Source organism: Devosia sp. Root105, from assembly GCF_001424865.1.
Taxonomy (GTDB): domain Bacteria; phylum Pseudomonadota; class Alphaproteobacteria; order Rhizobiales; family Devosiaceae; genus Devosia_A.
In genome coordinates this window covers 1-18282 of the sequence record NZ_LMCR01000002.1, presented here as the reverse complement: position 1 = coordinate 18282, position 18282 = coordinate 1, and the positions used below count along the sequence as shown (strand labels likewise).

The 18282-nt window shown below is 65.8% G+C and carries 19 protein-coding genes and 1 tRNA gene; 8 read left to right on the top strand and 12 right to left on the bottom strand.

Annotation, left to right across the window (positions count from 1 at the left end):
• Window positions 1–83 precede the first annotated feature (83 nt).
• The gene (locus tag ASC68_RS05555; RefSeq protein ID WP_055876114.1) at window positions 84–1757 is read left to right on the top strand and encodes a VWA domain-containing protein; all 1674 of its coding nucleotides are present in this window, start codon (window positions 84–86) and stop codon (window positions 1755–1757) included.
• Between the two features lie 3 nt (window positions 1758–1760).
• Here ASC68_RS05555 and ASC68_RS05550 read toward each other — a convergent pair whose 3' ends face one another.
• A complete protein-coding gene (locus ASC68_RS05550) occupies window positions 1761–1970 on the bottom strand; it encodes a hypothetical protein (RefSeq protein ID WP_055876112.1) in 210 nt (69 codons plus the stop codon).
• A gap of 260 nt (window positions 1971–2230) precedes the next feature.
• On the opposite strand from ASC68_RS05550, the gene ASC68_RS05545 reads away from it, so the two are divergent.
• Window positions 2231–2662: a hypothetical protein gene (locus ASC68_RS05545; protein ID WP_244488459.1), complete on the top strand. Its 432-nt coding sequence runs from the start codon at window positions 2231–2233 to the stop codon at window positions 2660–2662.
• A 357-nt stretch (window positions 2663–3019) separates the two neighbouring features.
• Here ASC68_RS05545 and ASC68_RS05540 read toward each other — a convergent pair whose 3' ends face one another.
• Both ASC68_RS05540 and uxaC read right to left on the bottom strand, forming a co-directional pair.
• Window positions 3020–3346: a cupin domain-containing protein gene (locus ASC68_RS05540; RefSeq protein ID WP_082527932.1), complete on the bottom strand. Its 327-nt coding sequence runs from the start codon at window positions 3344–3346 to the stop codon at window positions 3020–3022.
• Between the two features lie 8 nt (window positions 3347–3354).
• Entirely contained in the window at window positions 3355–4761 is a 1407-nt protein-coding gene (gene uxaC / locus ASC68_RS05535; protein WP_055876103.1) for a glucuronate isomerase, read from the bottom strand.
• A gap of 111 nt (window positions 4762–4872) precedes the next feature.
• Here uxaC and ASC68_RS05530 point away from each other — a divergent pair, with 111 nt between their 5' ends.
• Window positions 4873–5817, top strand: coding sequence for a hypothetical protein (locus ASC68_RS05530; protein ID WP_055876100.1), 945 nt, complete (start codon window positions 4873–4875; stop codon window positions 5815–5817).
• A 164-nt stretch (window positions 5818–5981) separates the two neighbouring features.
• On the opposite strand, the gene rlmN is transcribed toward ASC68_RS05530, so the two are convergent.
• The 3 genes from rlmN to ASC68_RS05515 form a co-directional block, all read right to left on the bottom strand.
• Complete coding sequence (gene rlmN, locus ASC68_RS05525) at window positions 5982–6983, bottom strand: 23S rRNA (adenine(2503)-C(2))-methyltransferase RlmN (protein WP_055876097.1); 1002 nt, start codon at window positions 6981–6983, stop codon at window positions 5982–5984.
• 189 nt (window positions 6984–7172) lie between these two features.
• Window positions 7173–7739: a TetR family transcriptional regulator gene (locus ASC68_RS05520; protein ID WP_055876094.1), complete on the bottom strand. Its 567-nt coding sequence runs from the start codon at window positions 7737–7739 to the stop codon at window positions 7173–7175.
• 38 nt (window positions 7740–7777) lie between these two features.
• Entirely contained in the window at window positions 7778–8749 is a 972-nt protein-coding gene (locus ASC68_RS05515; protein ID WP_055876091.1) for a YafY family protein, read from the bottom strand.
• Window positions 8750–8835: 86 nt separating this feature from the next.
• On the opposite strand from ASC68_RS05515, the gene ASC68_RS05510 reads away from it, so the two are divergent.
• Entirely contained in the window at window positions 8836–9087 is a 252-nt protein-coding gene (locus tag ASC68_RS05510) for a hypothetical protein (RefSeq protein ID WP_055876088.1), read from the top strand.
• 273 nt (window positions 9088–9360) lie between these two features.
• Here the strand turns inward: ASC68_RS05510 and ASC68_RS05505 are convergent, their stop codons facing one another.
• Window positions 9361–10323: a complex I NDUFA9 subunit family protein gene (locus ASC68_RS05505; protein WP_055876084.1), complete on the bottom strand. Its 963-nt coding sequence runs from the start codon at window positions 10321–10323 to the stop codon at window positions 9361–9363.
• A 153-nt stretch (window positions 10324–10476) separates the two neighbouring features.
• Between ASC68_RS05505 and ASC68_RS05500 the strand changes: the two genes are divergently transcribed.
• Window positions 10477–10561 (top strand) — tRNA-Leu (locus ASC68_RS05500).
• A gap of 182 nt (window positions 10562–10743) precedes the next feature.
• Window positions 10744–11385 carry a hypothetical protein gene (locus tag ASC68_RS28595; protein ID WP_156387263.1) on the top strand — a complete coding sequence of 214 codons (642 nt, stop codon included), beginning with the start codon at window positions 10744–10746 and terminating at the stop codon, window positions 11383–11385.
• Between the two features lie 16 nt (window positions 11386–11401).
• Here ASC68_RS28595 and ASC68_RS05490 read toward each other — a convergent pair whose 3' ends face one another.
• The 3 genes from ASC68_RS05490 to ASC68_RS05480 are packed head-to-tail and all read right to left on the bottom strand — an operon-like array spanning window position 11402 to window position 14106.
• Window positions 11402–12313 (bottom strand): aminotransferase class IV, encoded by a 912-nt coding sequence (locus tag ASC68_RS05490; protein ID WP_055876078.1) that lies wholly within the window; start codon window positions 12311–12313, stop codon window positions 11402–11404.
• An 8-nt stretch (window positions 12314–12321) separates the two neighbouring features.
• A complete protein-coding gene (locus ASC68_RS05485) occupies window positions 12322–12792 on the bottom strand; it encodes an ureidoglycolate lyase (protein WP_055876076.1) in 471 nt (156 codons plus the stop codon).
• A 9-nt stretch (window positions 12793–12801) separates the two neighbouring features.
• Window positions 12802–14106: an aminotransferase class III-fold pyridoxal phosphate-dependent enzyme gene (locus ASC68_RS05480; protein WP_055876072.1), complete on the bottom strand. Its 1305-nt coding sequence runs from the start codon at window positions 14104–14106 to the stop codon at window positions 12802–12804.
• A gap of 96 nt (window positions 14107–14202) precedes the next feature.
• Between ASC68_RS05480 and ASC68_RS05475 the strand changes: the two genes are divergently transcribed.
• A complete protein-coding gene (locus tag ASC68_RS05475) occupies window positions 14203–15228 on the top strand; it encodes a hypothetical protein (RefSeq protein WP_055876069.1) in 1026 nt (341 codons plus the stop codon).
• 198 nt (window positions 15229–15426) lie between these two features.
• On the opposite strand, the gene ASC68_RS05470 is transcribed toward ASC68_RS05475, so the two are convergent.
• Together ASC68_RS05470 and ASC68_RS28920 are read right to left on the bottom strand one after the other, a co-directional pair.
• Complete coding sequence (locus ASC68_RS05470) at window positions 15427–16359, bottom strand: dihydrodipicolinate synthase family protein (protein WP_055876066.1); 933 nt, start codon at window positions 16357–16359, stop codon at window positions 15427–15429.
• Window positions 16356–17051 (bottom strand): hypothetical protein, encoded by a 696-nt coding sequence (locus ASC68_RS28920; protein ID WP_197421089.1) that lies wholly within the window; start codon window positions 17049–17051, stop codon window positions 16356–16358. The genes ASC68_RS05470 and ASC68_RS28920 overlap by 4 nt, the downstream gene beginning before the upstream one ends.
• Before the next feature lie 93 nt (window positions 17052–17144).
• Between ASC68_RS28920 and ASC68_RS05460 the strand changes: the two genes are divergently transcribed.
• A complete protein-coding gene (locus tag ASC68_RS05460; RefSeq protein WP_055876060.1) occupies window positions 17145–18161 on the top strand; it encodes an amidohydrolase family protein in 1017 nt (338 codons plus the stop codon).
• Window positions 18162–18282 lie beyond the last annotated feature (121 nt).

Below are 18282 nucleotides of genomic sequence, written 5' to 3'. Positions count from 1 at the left end.
AGGTGACTTGTTTGACGCGAGATCGAACCGGAAAAGTCTGCAACTTTTTCTGATCTCGCTCTCAGCACCCGAGGGGGATTTCGATGCTGCTGCCGATCCGTTCGCTGCTGTCGGGGCTGCTTGCCCTGCTGCTTTTGGGCCCGCTGGCCTTCGCCATGCCCGCCTCGGCCGCCGAGAAGGCGATCATCATCCTCGATGGCTCTGGCTCGATGTGGGCGCAGATCGACGGCAAGGCCCGCATCGAGATCGCCCGCGAGACGCTGAACACGGCGCTGGAGGGGGTGCCCGAGGCGCTCGAGCTCGGCTTAATGAGCTACGGGCATCGCGAGAAGGGTTCGTGCGACGACATCGAACTCCTGGTGCCGCCGGCCGCCGGAACCGGCGCGGCGATCAGTGAGGCGGCTGCGGGAATCACGCCGACCGGCAAGACGCCGATCTCGGCGGCGGTGCAGCTGGCGGCCGAGGACCTCAAATACACCGAGGACAAGGCGACGGTGATCCTGATCACCGACGGGCTCGAGACCTGCGAGGCCGACCCTTGCGCGCTGGCCTCGACGCTCGAAGGCCAGGGCGTCGATTTCACCACCCATGTGGTCGGCTTCGGGCTCACCGACGAAGAGGGCAAGCAAGTCGCCTGCCTCGCCGAGAATACCGGCGGCAAGTATATCGCGGCGGGCGACGAAGAGACGCTGACCGAGGCGCTGAAGAGCACGGTGGCCGAGGTTGCGGCGCCGGCGGAGCCCGAACCGGCGCCTGCCCCGGGGCCCGCCAACGCCGAGTTCAATTTCGATCCCGATGCGAGCCTCGCCGAAGGCGGCGAGTCGCTGGACGAAGAGGCGGGCCTGGTCTGGGAGGTCTACAAGGCCAATCCGGATGGCAGCCTCGGCGAGTACGTCACCACCGATTACGGCATCAACTGGAAGACCAATCTCGAACCCGGCGCCTATGTGGTGCGCGCCACGCTCGACTTCGCCAAGCTCGAACAGCCGGTGACGATCGAGGCGGGGACGGTCGCCGAGCCGCTGTTCGTGCTCGATGCGGGCCGGCTGATCATCCGGCCATTGCCGGCAGCCGACGCCGAACCCGACCCCAATGCCGCGGTGTTCACCGAATTCCCCGGCGGCGCGAGCACGACCAACTACGGCGAGACCAAGCTCTATGTGCCGGCCGGCGACACCAGGGTCGAGGTGAGCATCGGCAGCGGCAAGGTGTCCGAGCTGGTGCCGGTGCAGTCCGATACCACGGTGGTCAAGGATATCGTCGTCGGGGTCGGCGTCGCGGCGGTCAACGCCTTCTATGTCGAGGGCATGAAGGTCGAGGACGGCGACCTGTTCGAGGAGATCCTCGAGGCCAAAAAGGACATCCAGGGCAACCGCAAGTCGGTGGCCTACAATTATGGCCCGGACCACAATTTCGAGCTGCCGCCGGGCGATTATGTGCTGGTGTCGACGGTGGGCGGCGCGACGCTGGAAACCCCGTTCAGCATCGCAACCGGCGAGCGGACAGAGGTCGGCGCCATCCTCGGCGCCGGGGTCGTGGCGATCACCGCGCCAGGCACCGACAAGGTCGAGGTGTTCGGCGCCAAGGCGGATATCCAGGGCAACCGCAAATCCTTCACCTACGGCTTTGGCGGGGCGCTCGAAACCACGCTGACCGCCGGCGACTACCTGGTGGTCGCATCGCCGGCCGAAGGCGAGCCGAAACAAACCAGCATCAGCGTGGTGGCCGGCGAACGGCTGGAGGTCACGGTCGAATAAGGCTCAGGCGGCGTGGTCGCGCAATTCCTCGAAACCCGCAGCGTAGAGATCGACCAGCTTGCGGGCGCGGTCCATGGCGATGCCCCGCCCTTCGCGCAACAGGGCCGTGGCCTTGGTCGGCAGCACCGCGCCGGTGCCGGGCTCAAGCAGAATGGCATGCCATTGGGCGGCACGCGTCACGCGGATGATGTAGCCGCGATAGCTATCGTCCAATGCGTAGTCTCCTGCGTAGTTGTACTTGCGCGCTAATGCGACGCTGCACCCGGCGTTCCACTGGCTCAACGCGGCCGTGATCACAACTGCTGGGCGGTGTGAATTGCGGGGAGAACAGGAAACGTGATCGGCAGCGTCACGATTCAGAGGAAATCGTCCCGCCGCGGGCTTCGGCTGGCTCCGCCGCGATGACTACCCGGTTCATCGCGGCTTCAGCGGCGCAGGCGCAGTCTCCCGCTCAGCACGGAGGGAGGACTCCAATGTTCAGGTCATTGATGCTCGGCGTCGCGTTCGTGGCCCTATTGGCGATGCCGGCGGCCGCCGCGGAGGTCGAGTTAGACGCCAACGACAACGGGCAGATCGAATTCGTCATGCCCTCGGGCAATGTCGGCTGCATCGTCACCCCGGAAGGCGGCACCGACGTCTATCAGCCGGAAGGTGGCGGCCCCGAGATCATGTGCGACCGGGTCGAACCGGAATATGTCCGTGTCGTGCTCGGCGCCGATAGCGCCGAAGAACTCGACGAGGTTGGCGACGCCAGCTGCTGCGGAGCCGAGCAGGTGCTGCACTACGGCGAGTGGGCGTCGATCGAAGGCTTCGTCTGCTATTCGAAGAAAACCGGCCTCACCTGCACGACCGAGGACGAAGCCCACGGCTTCCAGATGGCCCGCGCCGGCATCGAAACCTGGTGACGGGCACGGCTTGGATTCTCCGATCTGACCGCTTGCCATCCGGCAGCGCTCCAAACTCGGTGTCATCCCTGCGAAAGCAGGGACCCAACTCGCCGTCGCGCAGGTGGATGGATGGGTCCCTGCTTTCGCAGGGATGACAGCCGGTGGGTGGGCGGGATCGCAACTTAGCCCGCAATGGGGCATGCTGGGTATGCGAACCGAGGCTCCCCCAAACACGGTGTCATCCCCGCGAAAGCGGGGACCTCCGTTTGCGATCGTGCAAAGGCCAGGAAAACAGAGGTTCCCGCTTTCGCGGGAATGACCCGGTGGGTGGGGCACCACCCGTATGCGCCTTCACGAGGACAGGCTGAAAGCGCCCTACAGGAAATCGTCGCGGCGCGGGGTAAAGCTGTCGATCAGTTTGCCGGCTTCCAGCGCCTTGACCCCGTGCACCAGCCCAGACGGCACGATATAGGCGCCACCCTTGCCGATGGTCTGGGTGACGCCGTCGATGGTCACCTCGAACACCCCTTCGGCGACATAGCTGGTCTGGAGGTGCGGGTGCGAGTGCAGCGCACCGATCCCGCCCTCGTCGAAGGTGAACTCGACCAGCATCAGTTCGGGCAGGTCGAGGATGACGCGGCGGGACGAGCCATTGAGCTCGGTGTGCTTGCCGTCGCCGGGCTGCGCAAAGAGGGGGGACATTCTGTCACTCACAGTTTGTAGGCCTTCTTGACCAGGTTGTAGGCGAGGTCTTTGGCGACTTCGTGGGCCTCGTCCTCATCGAGCCGATGTTCGGTGACGAGGCGGGCGAGGAAGGCGCAGTCGACGCGGCGGGCGACATCGTGGCGCGCCGGGATCGAGGGGAAGGCGCGGGTGTCGTCGTTGAAACCGACCGTGTTGTAGAAACCCGCCGTTTCGGTGGCCATCTCGCGGAAGCGGCGCATCCCCTCCGGGCTGTCGTGGAACCACCAGGGCGGGCCAAGCTTCAGCGACGGATAAACGCCGGCCAGCGGCGCCAGTTCGCGCGCATAAACGCTCTCGTCGAGAGTGAACAGGATGATCGACAGTTTCGGGTCGGTGCCCACTGCATCGAGCAGCGGCTTCAGTGCGCCGACATAGTCGGTGCGCGAGGGGATATCGAAGCCTTTGTCGCGGCCGAACTTCTGCAACATGGAAGGCGAGTGGTTGCGCCAGGCGCCGGGATGGATCTGCAGCACCAGCCCGTCATCAATCGACATGCGGGCCATTTCGGTGAGCATCTGAGCCCGGAACAGGGCGCGCTCGCGCGCATCGGCCTTGCCGGAGCGCACCTTGTCATAGAGCTGCCCGGCCTCCTTAGGGAGGAGGTTCGCCGTCTCGGCGGTCGGGTGGCCATGGTCGGACGAGGTGGCGCCGAACTCAATGAAATAGGCGCGGCGCTTGCGGTGCGCCTCGAGATAACCGTTCCAGTGGCCGGTATCCTCGCCGGTGATCTCACCGAGCTTGTCGAGATTGCCGGCAAAGCCGGCGAAATCCGGATCGACCACCGAATCGGGGCGGTAGGCCGGGACCACCCGGCCCTTCCAGCCACTGTCACGGATCATCCGATGCCATTTGAGATCATCGAGCGCCGCGTCGGTGGTCGAGATCACCTCGAGGTTGAAGCGCTCGAACAGGGCGCGCGGGCGATAATCGTCGCGCTGCAGCCGTTCGGCGATCTGGTCGTAGATCGCATCGGCATTGTCTGCGCTCAGCCGCTCGGTGACGCCGAACAGGGTGGCGAAGGTGTGGTCCAGCCAGGAGCGCGTCGGGGTGCCGCGGAACAGGTAGTAGTTCCTGGCGAACAGCCGCCAGATCTTCCGGCCATCGGTCTCGACCGCCGAACCGTCGGTGGTCGGGACGCCCAGGTCCTCGAGGCGGATGCCCTGCGAAAACAGCATGCGGAAGACATAGTGATCGGGGACGATCAGCAGTTGCGCCGGATCGGGGAACTTCTCGTTCTCGGCATACCAGCGCGGCTCGGTGTGGCCGTGCGGCGAGACCAGCGGCAGGTCCTTGATCCCGGCATAGAGCGCCTGCGCCACGCCACGCGCCTTGGGTTCGGCATCGAACAGCCTGAAGTCGTCGAGCAAAGTCATGGTCAGCGGGTCCTCCGAACCACTTGGTTACTTAGCGCGGGCGCCGATGTCAAAGCCGGGGGCTTGATCCCTCTCATTAGCCCTGCAATGGGTCGATAAGGAGGATTGGCAATGAGCGGGATTATTGAGCGGATCGAGCGCGAGAGCGGCGTCGAAGGGCTGGCGGAGATTCTCGCCGACCGGCTTAATCCGTCCGACCTGCAGTCGCTGCTGATCGAGGTGACCCGCCGCCGCGCCAAGAAGCGCAGCCCGGCCGAACTGCTCAAGGATTTTGCCACCAGCCGCTTCTTTGGCGTGGCCCGGCCGGACCGGGCGGCGCTGCTGGCCTGGGAACAATTGGCGCTCGGCCTGTGCGAGGGGCGCTTCGAGCCGGTCGAACTGTCGCCGGTGACGCCGCTCGGCGCCTGCTCGGTGGTGGCGACGGTGGACCAGGACTGGTCGATCGGCACGACGCGGCGGGGCGAAGTGGTGTCGGACCCGACGAACGTCCTGGCGCTCGAGGCGGCGCGGCTGCGCCAGGGCGGCGGCGACGATGTGCACCTCACGACCAGCCATCGGGTGGTGCGGCCGCAGAACTATGGCGACGGGCGGGCCGCAGGCCGTATCGATGGTGTCAGCCGTCAACCCGTGCAAATGCTGGCGCATTTCCGGCTGTTCGCCCTGGCGAGCAGCGGGCGCGATCGGGGCGGCTACGGTTTCGAGGCCGAGGCGCTGCGCCGGCAGGTGGGGCTGCTGCTCGAAGCGTTCGGGCAGTTTCTGGCGCCGGGCACGGCGCTGCGGCTCGGCTACACCCGGACGACGGCGCCAGATGTCGACGCCCGGCTCGAGGCGTTGCGCGGCGTCGCCGAGGCGAATGGCGCGGAGCTGTTCGAGGAGGTCGGACGCGAGGCGGCAGGAGGCTACTATGCCGGCTTCTGCTTCCACATCTTCGCCGGCGACATGCAGCTGGCCGATGGCGGCGTCGTCGACTGGGGCGCCAAACTCACCGGCAACGGCAAGGAACGCATGGTGATCTCCGGCTGCGGCGTCGAGCGGCTATTGGCGCTGCGGGGGTAGGATGTTGCCGGCGCGTTCGATTTGGACTGCCCCTCACCCCGACCCTCTCCCCAGCGGGGGAGAGGGGGCGATGGGGCACTGCTGGTGCAGACTGCGTCCCCTCTCCCCGGCGGGGAGAGGGCTAGGGTGAGGGGCAGGACGCACCGGTCACAGCGTAGCTCTCACTAAGCCGCCCGCGCCACCAGCTGGCCGCGGAGGTCACGCAGCCAGAGCTGGCCGCAGGCGGCGTCGATGCGGTTGCCCTGGGTGTCGCGCACCACCACCGGGATGCCGGCGCGTTCCAGCCCGGCGCGGAACTGCATCAGCCTGAAATCGGAGATGCGGCCGAAACCGAGCCCGTCGACTTCGTTCCAGCGCATCAGGTTGAGCCGGGCGGGTTCGTTGCGGAACATGGTGACGAGCCGCCGCAGATCGGCGTCGCTGTCGTTGATCCCAGGAAGCAGCAGGTAGACGAAGGTGACGATGCGGTTGTGCCGGCGGGCCCAGCTCAAGGCGCCACCGACCACGTCGGCGATGACGTGTTTGCGCGCACCGGGGATCAGCCGGCCGCGGGTCTCGTCGGTGGTGGCGTGCAGCGAAATGGTGAGGTTGAGCCCCAGATGCTCCTCGCGCAGCGCTTTCAGCCCCTTGGGAATGCCGATGGTGGAGAGGGTGATGCCGGTGGTGGCCCAATCGAGCCCGCGTCGATCCCGCAGGATACGGATGGCCGCCAGCACGTTGTCGTAGTTGTTCAGGGGCTCGCCGATCCCCATGAAGACGATGCGGTTCACCTTCGGCCCCAGCCGCACCACCTGCTCGACGATCTCGCCGGGCGAGAGGTTGCGCTTCAACCCGGCCTGCCCCGAAGCACAGAACTGACAGGCGAACGCGCAGCCGACCTGCGACGAGATGCAGGCGGTGAAACCATCACGCCGGCGGATCAACACGGATTCCACTGCATAGCCGTCACGCAAACCGAACAGGTGCTTTTCGGAGGTGCCGCCCAGTTGCCGGTCACGACGGGTCAGGGCGCGCGGCGCAATGTCGTGCGCGGCAGCCCAGCGGCGCAGCGGCCTGGGGAGATCATCGTGCGGCGAGAACAGCTCGCGGTAGGTGAGGCGCGGGCTGGTGTTGAGCGCATCGAAGGCGGCGGAGCTGAGGTCGAGGGCGCAGGGCGCGGGTTGCATCTATCATTTATAACTTACACGTTGGTTATAAATCAAGATGACATACTGAGAGAGACGGCCCCCTCCCGGCCTCCCCCCACAAGGGGGGAGGTGAAGAGTCGAGGCTCTGTCTTCGATCGTGCCAAACACTCGATGCGGCACCTCCCCCTTCATGGGGGAGGATGGGAGGGGGCCGTCTCTATCAGTCGCCTACTCCAGCCGCGCGCCCGGATAGAGCCGCTCGATCGCCTTGCGCGTCTCGGCCTCGGTATACCCCGCAAGCGTCCCCTGCGGCTCGACCAGCCAGAGCATGCAGGCGCCCTGGATCACCATCTGGATCAGCGCCGCCGACTCGGCCCGGTCGGCCGTCTGCGGCAATCGCTCGAGGATTGCCGCCCGCACCAGCTGGTTGCGCTCGCGGGCCAGCGCGTTCAGCTGCGCGTCGTTGATGTCACCCCAGGCGAGCAGCAGGTAGCCGGCAAAGCCCTCGCCCGAGCCCATGCCACTGATCAGGTCGCGCAGCATGGCCCAGAGCGGGATCAGCCCCTGCTCCCGGGGAGCGGCGGCAAAGTAATCGCGCACCTCCTGGGTCGAGCGCTCCAGGGTTTTCAGATGCAGCGTGCGCTTGTCGGAAAAACGCTGGATCAGCGCAGCGCGGCTCAGCCCCACCGCCTCGGCGACATCCGAGAGAGTGAAGCGCTCCGGCCCCAGCCGCAGCATGGCGGCATGGGTGGCATCGAGGACCTGATCGTCGGAAACAAGCTTTGGGCGCGGCATGTGGATTGATAACCGCCACGGCGGTTACATGCCACTCTTTAGCTGGTAATCCCGTACCTTCGCGCCATCTTGCTGATATTGGTGACGACGCGGCTCCTCAGCTCCGGCGGGCCCAGCACTTCGACATCGTCGCCGATCTTGATGAACTCGTGGCTGGCCCAGCCGACTTCCTCGATCGGTATGTCGAGCTCGCACCAGCCATCGGCGTCGGGCGTGGGCGCCAGTGCCTCGACCGCGCGTCGCACCGTGTCGCTCAGATCCCTGAGCTTGCGCAGCCCGACGGCGGTGGCGCGCACATGGGCAATGCCGACATAGATATCGCGCTCGAACTGCTTGGTCGCCTCCTGCCAGTAGGTGGGCAGGTCGAAATCCTTGGGCCGGGTAAAGGTCTGCCCGGTGGGGCCGAGCGCCTGGATCTGCGACAGCCGGTAGGTGCGGCTGTTGCCGTCGCGCTGCGCCACGACGTACCAGACGCCGCCCTTCAAGACGAGGCCGAGCGGCTCGATCACCCGGTCCTTCACGTCCTTCCAGCTCTCGTAGCGGATGGCGATGCGGGTTTCGCTCCACACCGCCTCGGCGACCAGCTTCAGGAATTCCGGCTTGTGGCCGGGCTGGAACCAGCCGCGCGGATCGAGGTGGAAGCGCGAGCTCATCCGCCGCGCCTCGGCCTGCCAATCCGACGGCAGCGCCGCCAGCAGCTTCAGCTCGGCCTGCGCGGCTTCCTCGCCGAGACCCAGTTCCCCGGCCGGGCCGGGCAACCCGGAGAAAAACAGCGCCCGGGCTTCCGGCGCGGTCAGCCCGTTGAGCCTGGTCTTCCAGCCATCGAGCAGGGCGAAGCCGCCATTGCGGCCGGTCTCGGCATAGACCGGCACCCCCGCAGCGCTCAGTTGGTCGATGTCGCGATAGACGGTGCGGACCGAGACCTCGAGTTCCTCGGCCAGCGACTCGGCACTGGTCCGCCCCCGGGTCTGGAGGATCATCAGAATGGTGAGGAGGCGACTGGCACGCATAAATCTTCTCTACACCACGAACCCTGACAGCGGGTGTCAGTCTTAGCGGCATAGAGTCGTTTCTTGAAGATTCGAGGAGACGCGAAATGGCTTTCGAGCAGGTGAAGAACGAGCGGGCTCGCGACGCAGCGGAGCTGCGGCAGGCGGTGGCCGGCATCAACGTCTTGCGCGCCGACCTGCCAGCGCGGGGTTTTGGACAATGGTTCCGCACGCTGGTGCTGCGGCGCTACGCCAACACCATGCTGAAACGCACCCTACGCCGTCCGCGCCGCACGCCGCTCGACCAGCTGTCGCCGCATCTGCTGCGGGATATCGGCGTGCCGCCGGATGTGCGGTAGAGCAGCTCGAGAGCGGGCATCGGGGCCTCCCACGACCCCCTCTCTTGCGAAAACTAAGGACTTAGCTGCGCTAAGCCCAAGTTTTCGCTTTCTCCCCCGCCGAGGGGGAGAGTCCCGACAGATACTCCGGCGCAAGTGGAAGGCACGGATCATCTCCCCCTTGGCGGGGGAGAAAGCAAAATCTTGGGTTTAGCCGTTTGGCTAAGCCTTAGATTTTGCAAGAGAGGGGGTTTTGGAGGGCACGATGCTCGACCGTACCGTCCCAGCGGCGAGTTACGCCGTCTGGCGGTCGAACTGGCCGTTTTTCATGAAGCGCCACAGATAGCTCGGCAGGATCGCGTCCATCGCCGTCGGCGCGATGTCGAACGCGGCGAGGGTGCGCTTTTCGCGCTTGGCGTCTTCCGACACCACGTTGTCCGCCTGCAACTGGTCGACCTGGTCGCTGGTGATCAGCGGCGAGGGCAAGAGCGACAGCGGCAGCGCCAGGAGCTTGGCCGGCCCGGCGGGCAGCGGCAGCAGCAGGTTGGTGCGGAGGGTATCGGTCAACACCCGCGCCACCAGCTCCTTGTGGGTCGCGACCTCGGGGCCGCCGATCTCATAGATCTTGCCGCCCTTCACCTGGCCCTCGGCCGCACGGCAGATCGCCTCGGCGACGTCGCCGACATAGATCGGCTGCAGGCGCGACTTGGCACCGATCACCGGCAGCACCGGCAGCATGCGGGCGAGCATGCCGTAGCGGTTGAAGAAGCCGTCGCCCTGCCCGAAGACGATCGAAGGACGGATCACCACCGCCGACGGGAAGGCAGCGAGCACTTCGGTTTCGCCCAGCGCCTTGGAGCGGGCATAGCCGCTCGGCGCCTGCGTATCGGCGCCCAGCGCCGAGATATGCACCAGCTCCTTGACGCCGAGCGCCCTGGCGGCCTCGGCAATGTTCTTGGCGCCCATCGCATGCACAGCGCGGAAACGTTGCTTGCCGCTCTCGTGGCCGATGCCGACGAGGTTGATGACGACGCCCGCGCCGCGGATGGCGCGCTCGACCGATTCGCGGTTGCGGATATTGGCCTGGATCGGCATCACCTGCCCGACGGCGCCGAGCGGGCGGACGTGACCGGCGAGATCGGGCCGGCGCACCGCGACGCGGATGCGATAGCCGCGACGGGCCAGGAGCTGCACCACCTGGGTCCCGATAAAACCGGCGCCGCCGAAAATGGTGACCAGGTTCGAGGTGGATTCCATGGCTTGAGGCGGCTCCGGGCAAGGCAATCGGTGTAGGGTTTTGCCGCTTCTAGCCTGCACGCCCCGACGTGTCGAGTGGACGAGCTGTGGTCGGGCAAGAAAGCGAGTTGACAGCCCCCGTGCAGTCACCTAGTGAACGGCGCCCATCGGATTGCCCTGGTGGCGGAATTGGTAGACGCGCACGGTTCAGGTCCGTGTGTCGAAAGACGTGGAAGTTCGAGTCTTCTCCAGGGCACCAATGGCAAACGCAAAGGCCTCCCTCACGGGAGGCCTTTTGTTTTCCTGGGGTGGAACGTGCATGATCGCGGTTCCTCGGCGGCGAGACAGTTGCGGGCTGACTAACCCCAGATGCCCTCGCGCACCTACGTGGACCAAGCGCGATACCTCGTGCCCCCCCCTGAGGCAGTTAGGAGAACGCCAGTGCGACTTCGACTAGTCTACTCGGGGCCGTTAGTCGCGACTCAAGGAGCAGCCGACCGCGAGCCGCCCCGTCGCGCGGCGCTCAAGCACGAGATCAGACGCTGTTTCCATGCTCAGCTCCGCTGGCACTGGCAAACCAATGCCTTCCTCAGCGAAACAGAAGCCTACCCAAGCGACTACGATCTCGCACCTGAGCTTGGACTTCACAACGGCCGGATGAGGCTGGTCGATGCTGTCGCATCGCGCCACGAGCGATGGGGCTACCGGTTCGTTCCTCTAGTACGCCGAGGCTGGAAGGTAATGTGCGAGTTGGACGTCCTGCTTCTACGTCATGACCCTCCCGGCGCGTTGGTAACGGCCGGGGATGTCGATAACCGCATCAAAACCCTGATCGACGCGTTGACACTGCCCCAACAGCAGAACCAGCTGACTGGAAATGAAACTCCTCGCGAAGAGGAAACGCCGTTCTACTGCTTGCTGGAAGACGATGTGTTGGTATCTCGCCTCAATGTAGAGACGGACCGTCTGCTGGTGCCACCACGTGGGACCCGTTCCGAGCATAATCAGGAGGTGCAAGCGGTCGTTACAGCCACCGTACGACCCTACGTCGCGACCCTCTTCAATCTCGGTTTCTCTGCCTGAACGCGGCTGGCCTACGCTACGCCCGCTGCGCCTCAGCCTGCGCCACAATATCGACCCCAACCAACTCGCTCCACGCCCCGAGCAGCCGCTTGGTCACCGGCCCAACCTGCCCATCCCCCACCGGCAACCCATTGAACTTGGTCGCCGGCATGATGCAGTACGGCGTCGAGGTGAAGAACATCTCGTCCGCCGTTGCGAGGTCGTAGGGCAGCAGCGACGTTTCCTCGGTGGGGATGCCCAACTCCTGCGCCAGTTCCAGCGCCGTGGCGCGGCTCACGCCGGCGAGGCAGTTGACGGTGGAGGGGGTGCGGAGCACGCCCTTGGTGACGCAGAAGATGTTGCCGCCCTTGTTTTCGGCGACGTGGCCATCGAGGTCGAGGATGACGCTCTGGGCCTGGGGGTCGACGAGCTTGGCTTCCATCTCGGCCAAGGTGTAGGCGAGGCGGCTGCGGTTCTTGATGCGGGGGTCGAGCGATTGGCTCGGCACCATGCGGCTCATCGGCGTGACGCCGTGGCAGCCCTTCGAATAGAAATCGACCCAGGGCAAGAGGTTCATCGGCTGGGTGAAGATCATCACCGTGGCGGCGCCCAGTTGCTTGGTCGGATCGGCGCCGGCGACCGACAGGCCGCGCGAGATGTTGTGGACGATCCAGGCGTCCTCGTGCGGGGCGTAGTTGGGTCGGTTGGCCTCGAACACCTCGAGCGTCACCCGCTTCATCTCGGCGGGGCTCATTTGCGGATCGATCCGCGTCAGCTTCAGCGACTGATAGAGCCGCTCGATATGCGCGTCGAGCTTGAACGGGACGTGGCGGAAGGTGCGGGTCGATTCCGTCATCGTATCGCCCAGCATGATGGCGCTGTCGAAGATGGAGATCCGCGCTTCGTGTTCGGGCACCAGTTCGCCCGAGATATAGACCAGTCGCGTCATGACGTGCCTCACACGCTGAGAACGATGGGAGCCTCGAGTTCGAAGACGATGCCGTCGGCTGCGGGGCCGGCAGCGGAGCGCCACATCATCATCCCCACCTCGGCCGGCCGATCGAGCACGGTGAGGCCGGCATGCCAGACGTTGCGGTGGATGCAGACGGCATCCTCGGGGCCGGCGAGGAAGGTGCGGATATTGGCGAGGTCGGGCGTGCCATCGGCAAGCGTCGGGGCGAGCAGCACGATCCAGCGGCCGACCTTCAGCGGTACGAAGGTCTGGGTCGAGTGCGGATGGCGCTCGAGGAAGGTGATGCTGATCGCCTGGGGGTCGACCGGCTGCGGGCAGAGCACGGCGAAGGCGTGCTGGCCGGGAACGTCGCCCGGCTCCAGCACTGCAGGGATGGTGGTGAACTTGCCGCCCTCGGCACGGACGTGCGTGGCAAAGGGAGCAAGGTCGGCAGAGGCGAGCGGCGGGAGGGACATGCAAAACTCTCAGTTGAGCCGGGTGAAACCACTATGGGCGACGGGGCCCTTCAGCAGGGTGTTGATATCCCGACCATCCTCGCATTCCCTGATGGTTTTGAAGATCGGCTCGAGCGCGGCGAAATAGCCGTCGACGATTTCGGGGGTGTGCTCGGTGCAGGTGTAGACGCTGGTGGCGGCAAGGTAGCCGGCAGCCAGCATTTCCTGGGTGATCAGGGTTTTGTAGGCGAGACCGTTGGCCGATTTGATGCTGAAGCCGGTGAGCGCCGGCACGCCCGCGGTGCTGAGCGGCAGGCCGTATTTCTGGCCCAGCGCCTGCCAGCGCGCGGTGATGGCGCGGCCGGTATCGGTGATCTGCTGCCAGGACTGTTCTTTTTCCATCACCTCGAGGGTGGCGAGCGCCGCCACCGAGCCGATGCGCTCGGTCCAGAAGGTCGAGGAGATGAAGGTGTTCTGCGCCGCTTCCATGATGTCGCGCTTGCCGATGACGCCGGTGACGGCATAGCCGTTGCCGAGCGCCTTGCCGAACACCGCCATGTCAGGATCGACGCCATAGACCTTGTGCAACCCGCCAAAGGCCTGCCGGAAGCCTGAGGTGCACTCGTCGAAGATCAGGATGATGTTGTGCTGATCGGCAAGCTTCCGCACGCTGACGAGGAAGCCTGGATCGGGGTCGTAGTTGCGCGACACTTCCATCTTGATGACGCCGATCTCCTCTTTCTTGATCAGCGCTTCGAGCTCATCGAGCCGGTTGTAGTTGAAGGTGAACACCGAGCCGCGCAGCGACTTGGGCACGCCATTGGGGCTGAGCCCCGGCAACAGGTGCCCGGCGAGCTTGCTCTCGTCGCCGAGGTTGGATGCGAGATACCAGTCGTGCCAGCCGTGATAGCCGCACAGCGCCACCCCATCCTTGCCGGAGGCAGCGCGGGCGATGCGGATGGCGATGGCGTTGGCCTCGCCGCCGGAACGGGCGAAGCGGGCCATGTCGGCCCAGGGGTGCAGGTCAATCAGCCGCTGCGCCAGCTCGACTTCCTCGGGAGCGTTGAGGGTCGCCATGTTGCCAAGGTCAACGGTACGCTTGACGGCATCATCGACTTCCGGCCGACCATAACCGAGCGTGTTGCAGCCGATGCCCATGATCGACATGTCGACATATTCGCGGCCGTCGAGATCCCAGACGCGACAGCCGGCGGCCCTGGAAAAATAGGCCGGCCACTGTTCGGGGAGGAACATTTCGGGGCGCTTCGACAGCAACATATTGCCGCCAGGTATGACGGTCTTCGCCGTCTTCCAAAGGTCCTGCCCCTTGCCCATTCCGTCTCCCCCATCGCTCGCAAACGCAAGCATTGACGCAATGCTATATTGTTATGAGAATAACCTAGTAGCCGTCAAGCAAGGGACTGATCCTGCATGCTGAAAAACTGGCGGAAGGAAGCCGGGGCGCGGATCGAAGGCAGCCGCGACCTCGATTATTCCAAGGTGCAGGCGCCGTGCATCGTGCGAGCGCCGGCAGGCGGGTATCGGCTGTTCTACACTGCGGTCGGACCGGACAAGCCCTTCGCTGATTGCCAGGGTTACATCCTCAGCGCCGTGTCGCAGGACGGGTTGCGGTTCGAACCGGAGCCGGGGATCCGGGTGGCGCCCGATCCGGCGCTGCCGCACATGGCGCTGCGGGTGCTGGCGCCGAGCCTGACGCAACTGCCGGATGGCCGCTGGCGGATGTATTTCGAGGGGCGCGGCCGGGCGGACCGGCCAACGGTGATCGGCAGCGCCATTTCGGAGGACCAGGTGAACTGGACGGTCGAGCCGGGTATCCGGCTCGACGGTGGGGTCGGCGCGCCGCGCTTCCTGTCGCTGGGTGACGGCAGTGGACGCCTGTTCGTGTTTCGCGCCGAGGTTGTGGAGGGTAAGCGGCTCGGCACGCCGGTGGTGAGCGCGGTGACGCGCGACGGGCTGAGCTTCGAGGTGGAGCCCGGATATCGGCTGCGCGACCGAACGGACGAGCTCGACAGCGCCGGGATCACCGCGGCCGAGGTAATCGCGCCACGCATGCCGGGCGAACCCTGGACGATGCTCTACTCCGCCTGGCAGGACCTGCCTCCGGGCACCGTGGCGCCGGTACATCCGAGCCTCGCTTCCGAAGCGATGGCGCGCGGTTCGAGTGCGGATTTCGCGGCGGCCTCGATCGCCGCCGACATGTCCGGCTATCGCTCGCGCATCCTCGTGGCGGAGTCGGAGGATGGGCTGGATTGGCGGCGGAGCGGGGTCGCCATCGAGGGCGATGGCTATGGCGGAGCGGAGATCGACGCGGTGCATGCCGAGGACATGTCGCTGATCGATCTCGGCGATGGCCGCATGCGGATGTACTACGCCTGCTGCGACGCGCACGGGGTGTGGCGGATTGCCAGTGCGGTTAGTAGTCGCCCACTCCCCTGACGGGAGAAGGGATCGAGCGGCTCATCCGGAGTGCTTGGCGCCCCTCAGCCTAACCCTCTCCCCAGAGGGGCGAGGGGACGCACTTTGTACGGGCAGTGCCACAACGCCCCCTCGCCCCTCTGGGGAGAGGGCGGCGGAGAGGCCGAAGGCCTCGCCGGGGTGAGGGGCGCCAAGCACTCCGAAATCATTTGGCTCAGCTCAATCGCGAAGCGCCCCACCCGGCAGCCACTCCGGGAGCTCCGCGGCAAGCCGCGCCCGATACGCCTCGTACACCGCATCCCCCACCGTCTCGTAGGGCGGCAGCAGTTTCAGCGGGAAATCCGGTTCGCTGAGCTTGAGGATGGTCTTGTCGTAGGCGCCATCGACAAAACTGCCGCCGGCGCTGTCGAGCAGGGCGTGCAGCACGCCGCAAAGCTCGCGGTAGAGTTGGGCAAAGCGCGGCCAATCGCCGTTGGCACCGGCATTGAGATACTCGAAGGCGCGGGCCGGGTGGCTCGAGGAGATCGAGGTCAGGAGGCCGCATGCGCCCAAGGGCGCGCCGATATAGTAGCCCTGCTCGGTGAGGAAATGGCGCAGCTGCGGTGCATGCCGCATGAGGCCGGAAATGAGGAACGGATCGCCGCCGCCATATTTGGTGGCGACGAGGTTGGGGTGGGCTTCGGCGACCTCGGCATAGAGCCGCGGCGAGACCAGCCGGCCGGAGCGCATCAGGTTGTAGTGAAGGAATTTCGCCTCGAGGAAGCCGCCGCAGAGTTCGGCGAAGACCCGGCGCATCTCGGTATCGGTCACCACCGACCAGTTGGGCAGCGAGATCTGGAAGGTGTCGATGCCGAGCGTGCGGCAATAATCGATCCGCTCGAGCATGGTGGCGAGCGACTGGCTGACGATGCCGACCATCGGCGCGGCGCCACCAGCCTCGCGCATGGTCTCGGCGAAAATCGCGGCGACGCGGCGGAACATGCCGTCGGTGACCGCATAGCCCTCTCCGGCGGTGCCGAAGATGTAGAGATCGGGGAGCCCCGCGCTGACGAGGTTGCGGATGGTGCGACGGAACAGCGCCTCATCGAGCGTGCCGTCGTCGCGCCAGGGCAGGCAGACGGTGCCGAGCGCGGTGCGTGGGTAGCGGCTCATTGAGCGAAATCGATCTGCACGCGATCGATCTCGACATAGCCCTGGGCGATACTGGAGGGCCAGATCGGATAATCGCGCCCGGCGCGCAGCCGATGCGGATCGCCGCCGATCTCGCCCATCGGCCGGGGTTGCACCGGGAACATGCTGATGTGGATGTTGACGTTCACCCTGCTCAGGATGTCGAGCAGCGGTTTTTCGCCATAGGTGTCGGTGCGATCGTGGCGCGAGCCGATGCTGGTCCACTGGTTCGGGTCCGGCACGGCGGTAACGGTGGTCTCGGTCCATCCGGAGTTCACCGCGAAGGTCTGGCCGGTCAGCACCCAGCCGGAGGTGAGGCCGTCCTTGCTCCCCTGGATCAGCAGCGACAGTTTCGTGCCGGCCGCTTCGAGTTCGCCGCGGGTGCGCAGGGTGATTTTGGCATTGGTGAAGTCGGTGGGGAACCTGCCTCCGGTGAAGCGGTTGGCGCCCGAGACCTCGCGCACCGACTCGCCGGAGGGGCCGTGGGTGACCATGCACATCAGCAGCTGCAGGTAGCCGCCGCCGGGCGGCGCATGGTTGTAATCGACCCACCAGGGCCCCTGGCAACGTACAGCGCCGTTCCGGATCGGCAGCGCGGCGGGCGGGGCGAAATTGTCGACCACGCGCATCCAACCGCCCGGCCCGTCATCGAAATCCTCGACATATGACGTCACCGGCAACCCCTCGCCTCTTGCCCATAATATTAGCTTATCATTATAACATCCGTAGCGGTGTCAAGTGCGGACGCCGCGATGGGGGATATGTTTATGCGCGATCTCGACCCGACCGACCTCGACCGGCAGATCTGGGAGGACGAGCTCGCCGATTTCGTCCCGGACAAGGTGTTCGACGTCCACACCCATATCTATCGCTGGGCCTTCGATCTCGATCCGAACCGGCTGAGCGGACCATTCGCCAGCAGCATCGGCGCCTATTTCCCCGAAGTGACCTGGGAGCTGGCCGACGAGGTCGATGCGACCCTGTTCCCGGGGCGGCAGATCGAGCGGCTGTCCTTCCCGTTCCCCTTCCCCAACCCCTGCGATTTCGCGGGCTCGAACACCTATGTCGCGGCCGAGGTGGCAAAGGGCGGCGGCAGTTCGCGCGGGCTGATGCTGGTACATCCGGGGATGAGCGCCGCCGAGGTCGAGGCTGAGATCCGGCGCACCGGGCTGATCGGGCTCAAGCCCTACCGCTTCTATGCCGCCGACCCGGTGCAGTGCCGCATCACCGACATGCTGCCCGAGGCACAGATCGCGGTGGCCGACCGGCTGGGGCTGATCATTATGATGCACCTGGGCAAGCGCGACGCCATCGCCGACCCCGAGAACATCCAGGACATGGTGCGGCTCAGCGAAAAGTACCCCGGCGCGAAGTGGGTGCTGGCGCATTGCGCGCGCAGCTATTCGGCCTGGGCGATCGAAAAGGCGGCGGCGCGGCTCAGGGGGCTATCGAACGTCTGGTACGACACCTCGACGGTCTGCGATTCCGATGCGCTCGACGCGCTCTACACCGGCGTCGGCGTGGAGCGGGTGATGTATGGCTCGGACGATATGATCGGGCCGATGCGCGGCAAGTACATCACCTATGGCCGAGCCTGGGCCTATCTGTCGCCGACCAACCATTCGATGGGGTTGAGCCACTGCGACGGGCGGATGACGTATATCCGCTATGAGCAGCTCAGGGCGATGAAGCGCGGCGCGCGGCAGATCGGGCTGAGCACGGCGCAGAGGGAAGCGCTGTTTTATGGGACGGCGCGGGGGCTGGTGGATTCGGTGAAGCTCTGAAGCGCAACGGGCACAGTTTGCCTTTGCATGTTGATTGTTGCCGACTCTGTTCAGAGTAGGCGGTCCCCGGCTGGCGGCCACCAGCCAGGGACCGGATGGACGGGACCGTTGTGCCCTTGGT

Excerpts from the sequence above, each read along its gene's own strand:
- ASC68_RS05555 (WP_055876114.1), top strand. The coding sequence starts at position 84 with ATGCTGCTGCCGATCCGTTCGCTGCTGTCGGGGCTGCTTGCCCTGCTG.
- ASC68_RS05545 (WP_244488459.1), top strand. The coding sequence starts at position 2,231 with ATGTTCAGGTCATTGATGCTCGGCGTCGCGTTCGTGGCCCTATTGGCG.
- ASC68_RS05540 (WP_082527932.1), bottom strand. The coding sequence starts at position 3,346 with ATGTCCCCCCTCTTTGCGCAGCCCGGCGACGGCAAGCACACCGAGCTC.
- uxaC (WP_055876103.1), bottom strand. The coding sequence starts at position 4,761 with ATGACTTTGCTCGACGACTTCAGGCTGTTCGATGCCGAACCCAAGGCG.
- ASC68_RS05530 (WP_055876100.1), top strand. The coding sequence starts at position 4,873 with ATGAGCGGGATTATTGAGCGGATCGAGCGCGAGAGCGGCGTCGAAGGG.
- rlmN (WP_055876097.1), bottom strand. The coding sequence starts at position 6,983 with ATGCAACCCGCGCCCTGCGCCCTCGACCTCAGCTCCGCCGCCTTCGAT.
- ASC68_RS05520 (WP_055876094.1), bottom strand. The coding sequence starts at position 7,739 with ATGCCGCGCCCAAAGCTTGTTTCCGACGATCAGGTCCTCGATGCCACC.
- ASC68_RS05515 (WP_055876091.1), bottom strand. The coding sequence starts at position 8,749 with ATGCGTGCCAGTCGCCTCCTCACCATTCTGATGATCCTCCAGACCCGG.
- ASC68_RS05510 (WP_055876088.1), top strand. The coding sequence starts at position 8,836 with ATGGCTTTCGAGCAGGTGAAGAACGAGCGGGCTCGCGACGCAGCGGAG.
- ASC68_RS05505 (WP_055876084.1), bottom strand. The coding sequence starts at position 10,323 with ATGGAATCCACCTCGAACCTGGTCACCATTTTCGGCGGCGCCGGTTTT.
- ASC68_RS05490 (WP_055876078.1), bottom strand. The coding sequence starts at position 12,313 with ATGACGCGACTGGTCTATATCTCGGGCGAACTGGTGCCCGAACACGAA.
- ASC68_RS05485 (WP_055876076.1), bottom strand. The coding sequence starts at position 12,792 with ATGTCCCTCCCGCCGCTCGCCTCTGCCGACCTTGCTCCCTTTGCCACG.
- ASC68_RS05480 (WP_055876072.1), bottom strand. The coding sequence starts at position 14,106 with ATGGGCAAGGGGCAGGACCTTTGGAAGACGGCGAAGACCGTCATACCT.
- ASC68_RS05475 (WP_055876069.1), top strand. The coding sequence starts at position 14,203 with ATGCTGAAAAACTGGCGGAAGGAAGCCGGGGCGCGGATCGAAGGCAGC.
- ASC68_RS05470 (WP_055876066.1), bottom strand. The coding sequence starts at position 16,359 with ATGAGCCGCTACCCACGCACCGCGCTCGGCACCGTCTGCCTGCCCTGG.
- ASC68_RS05460 (WP_055876060.1), top strand. The coding sequence starts at position 17,145 with ATGCGCGATCTCGACCCGACCGACCTCGACCGGCAGATCTGGGAGGAC.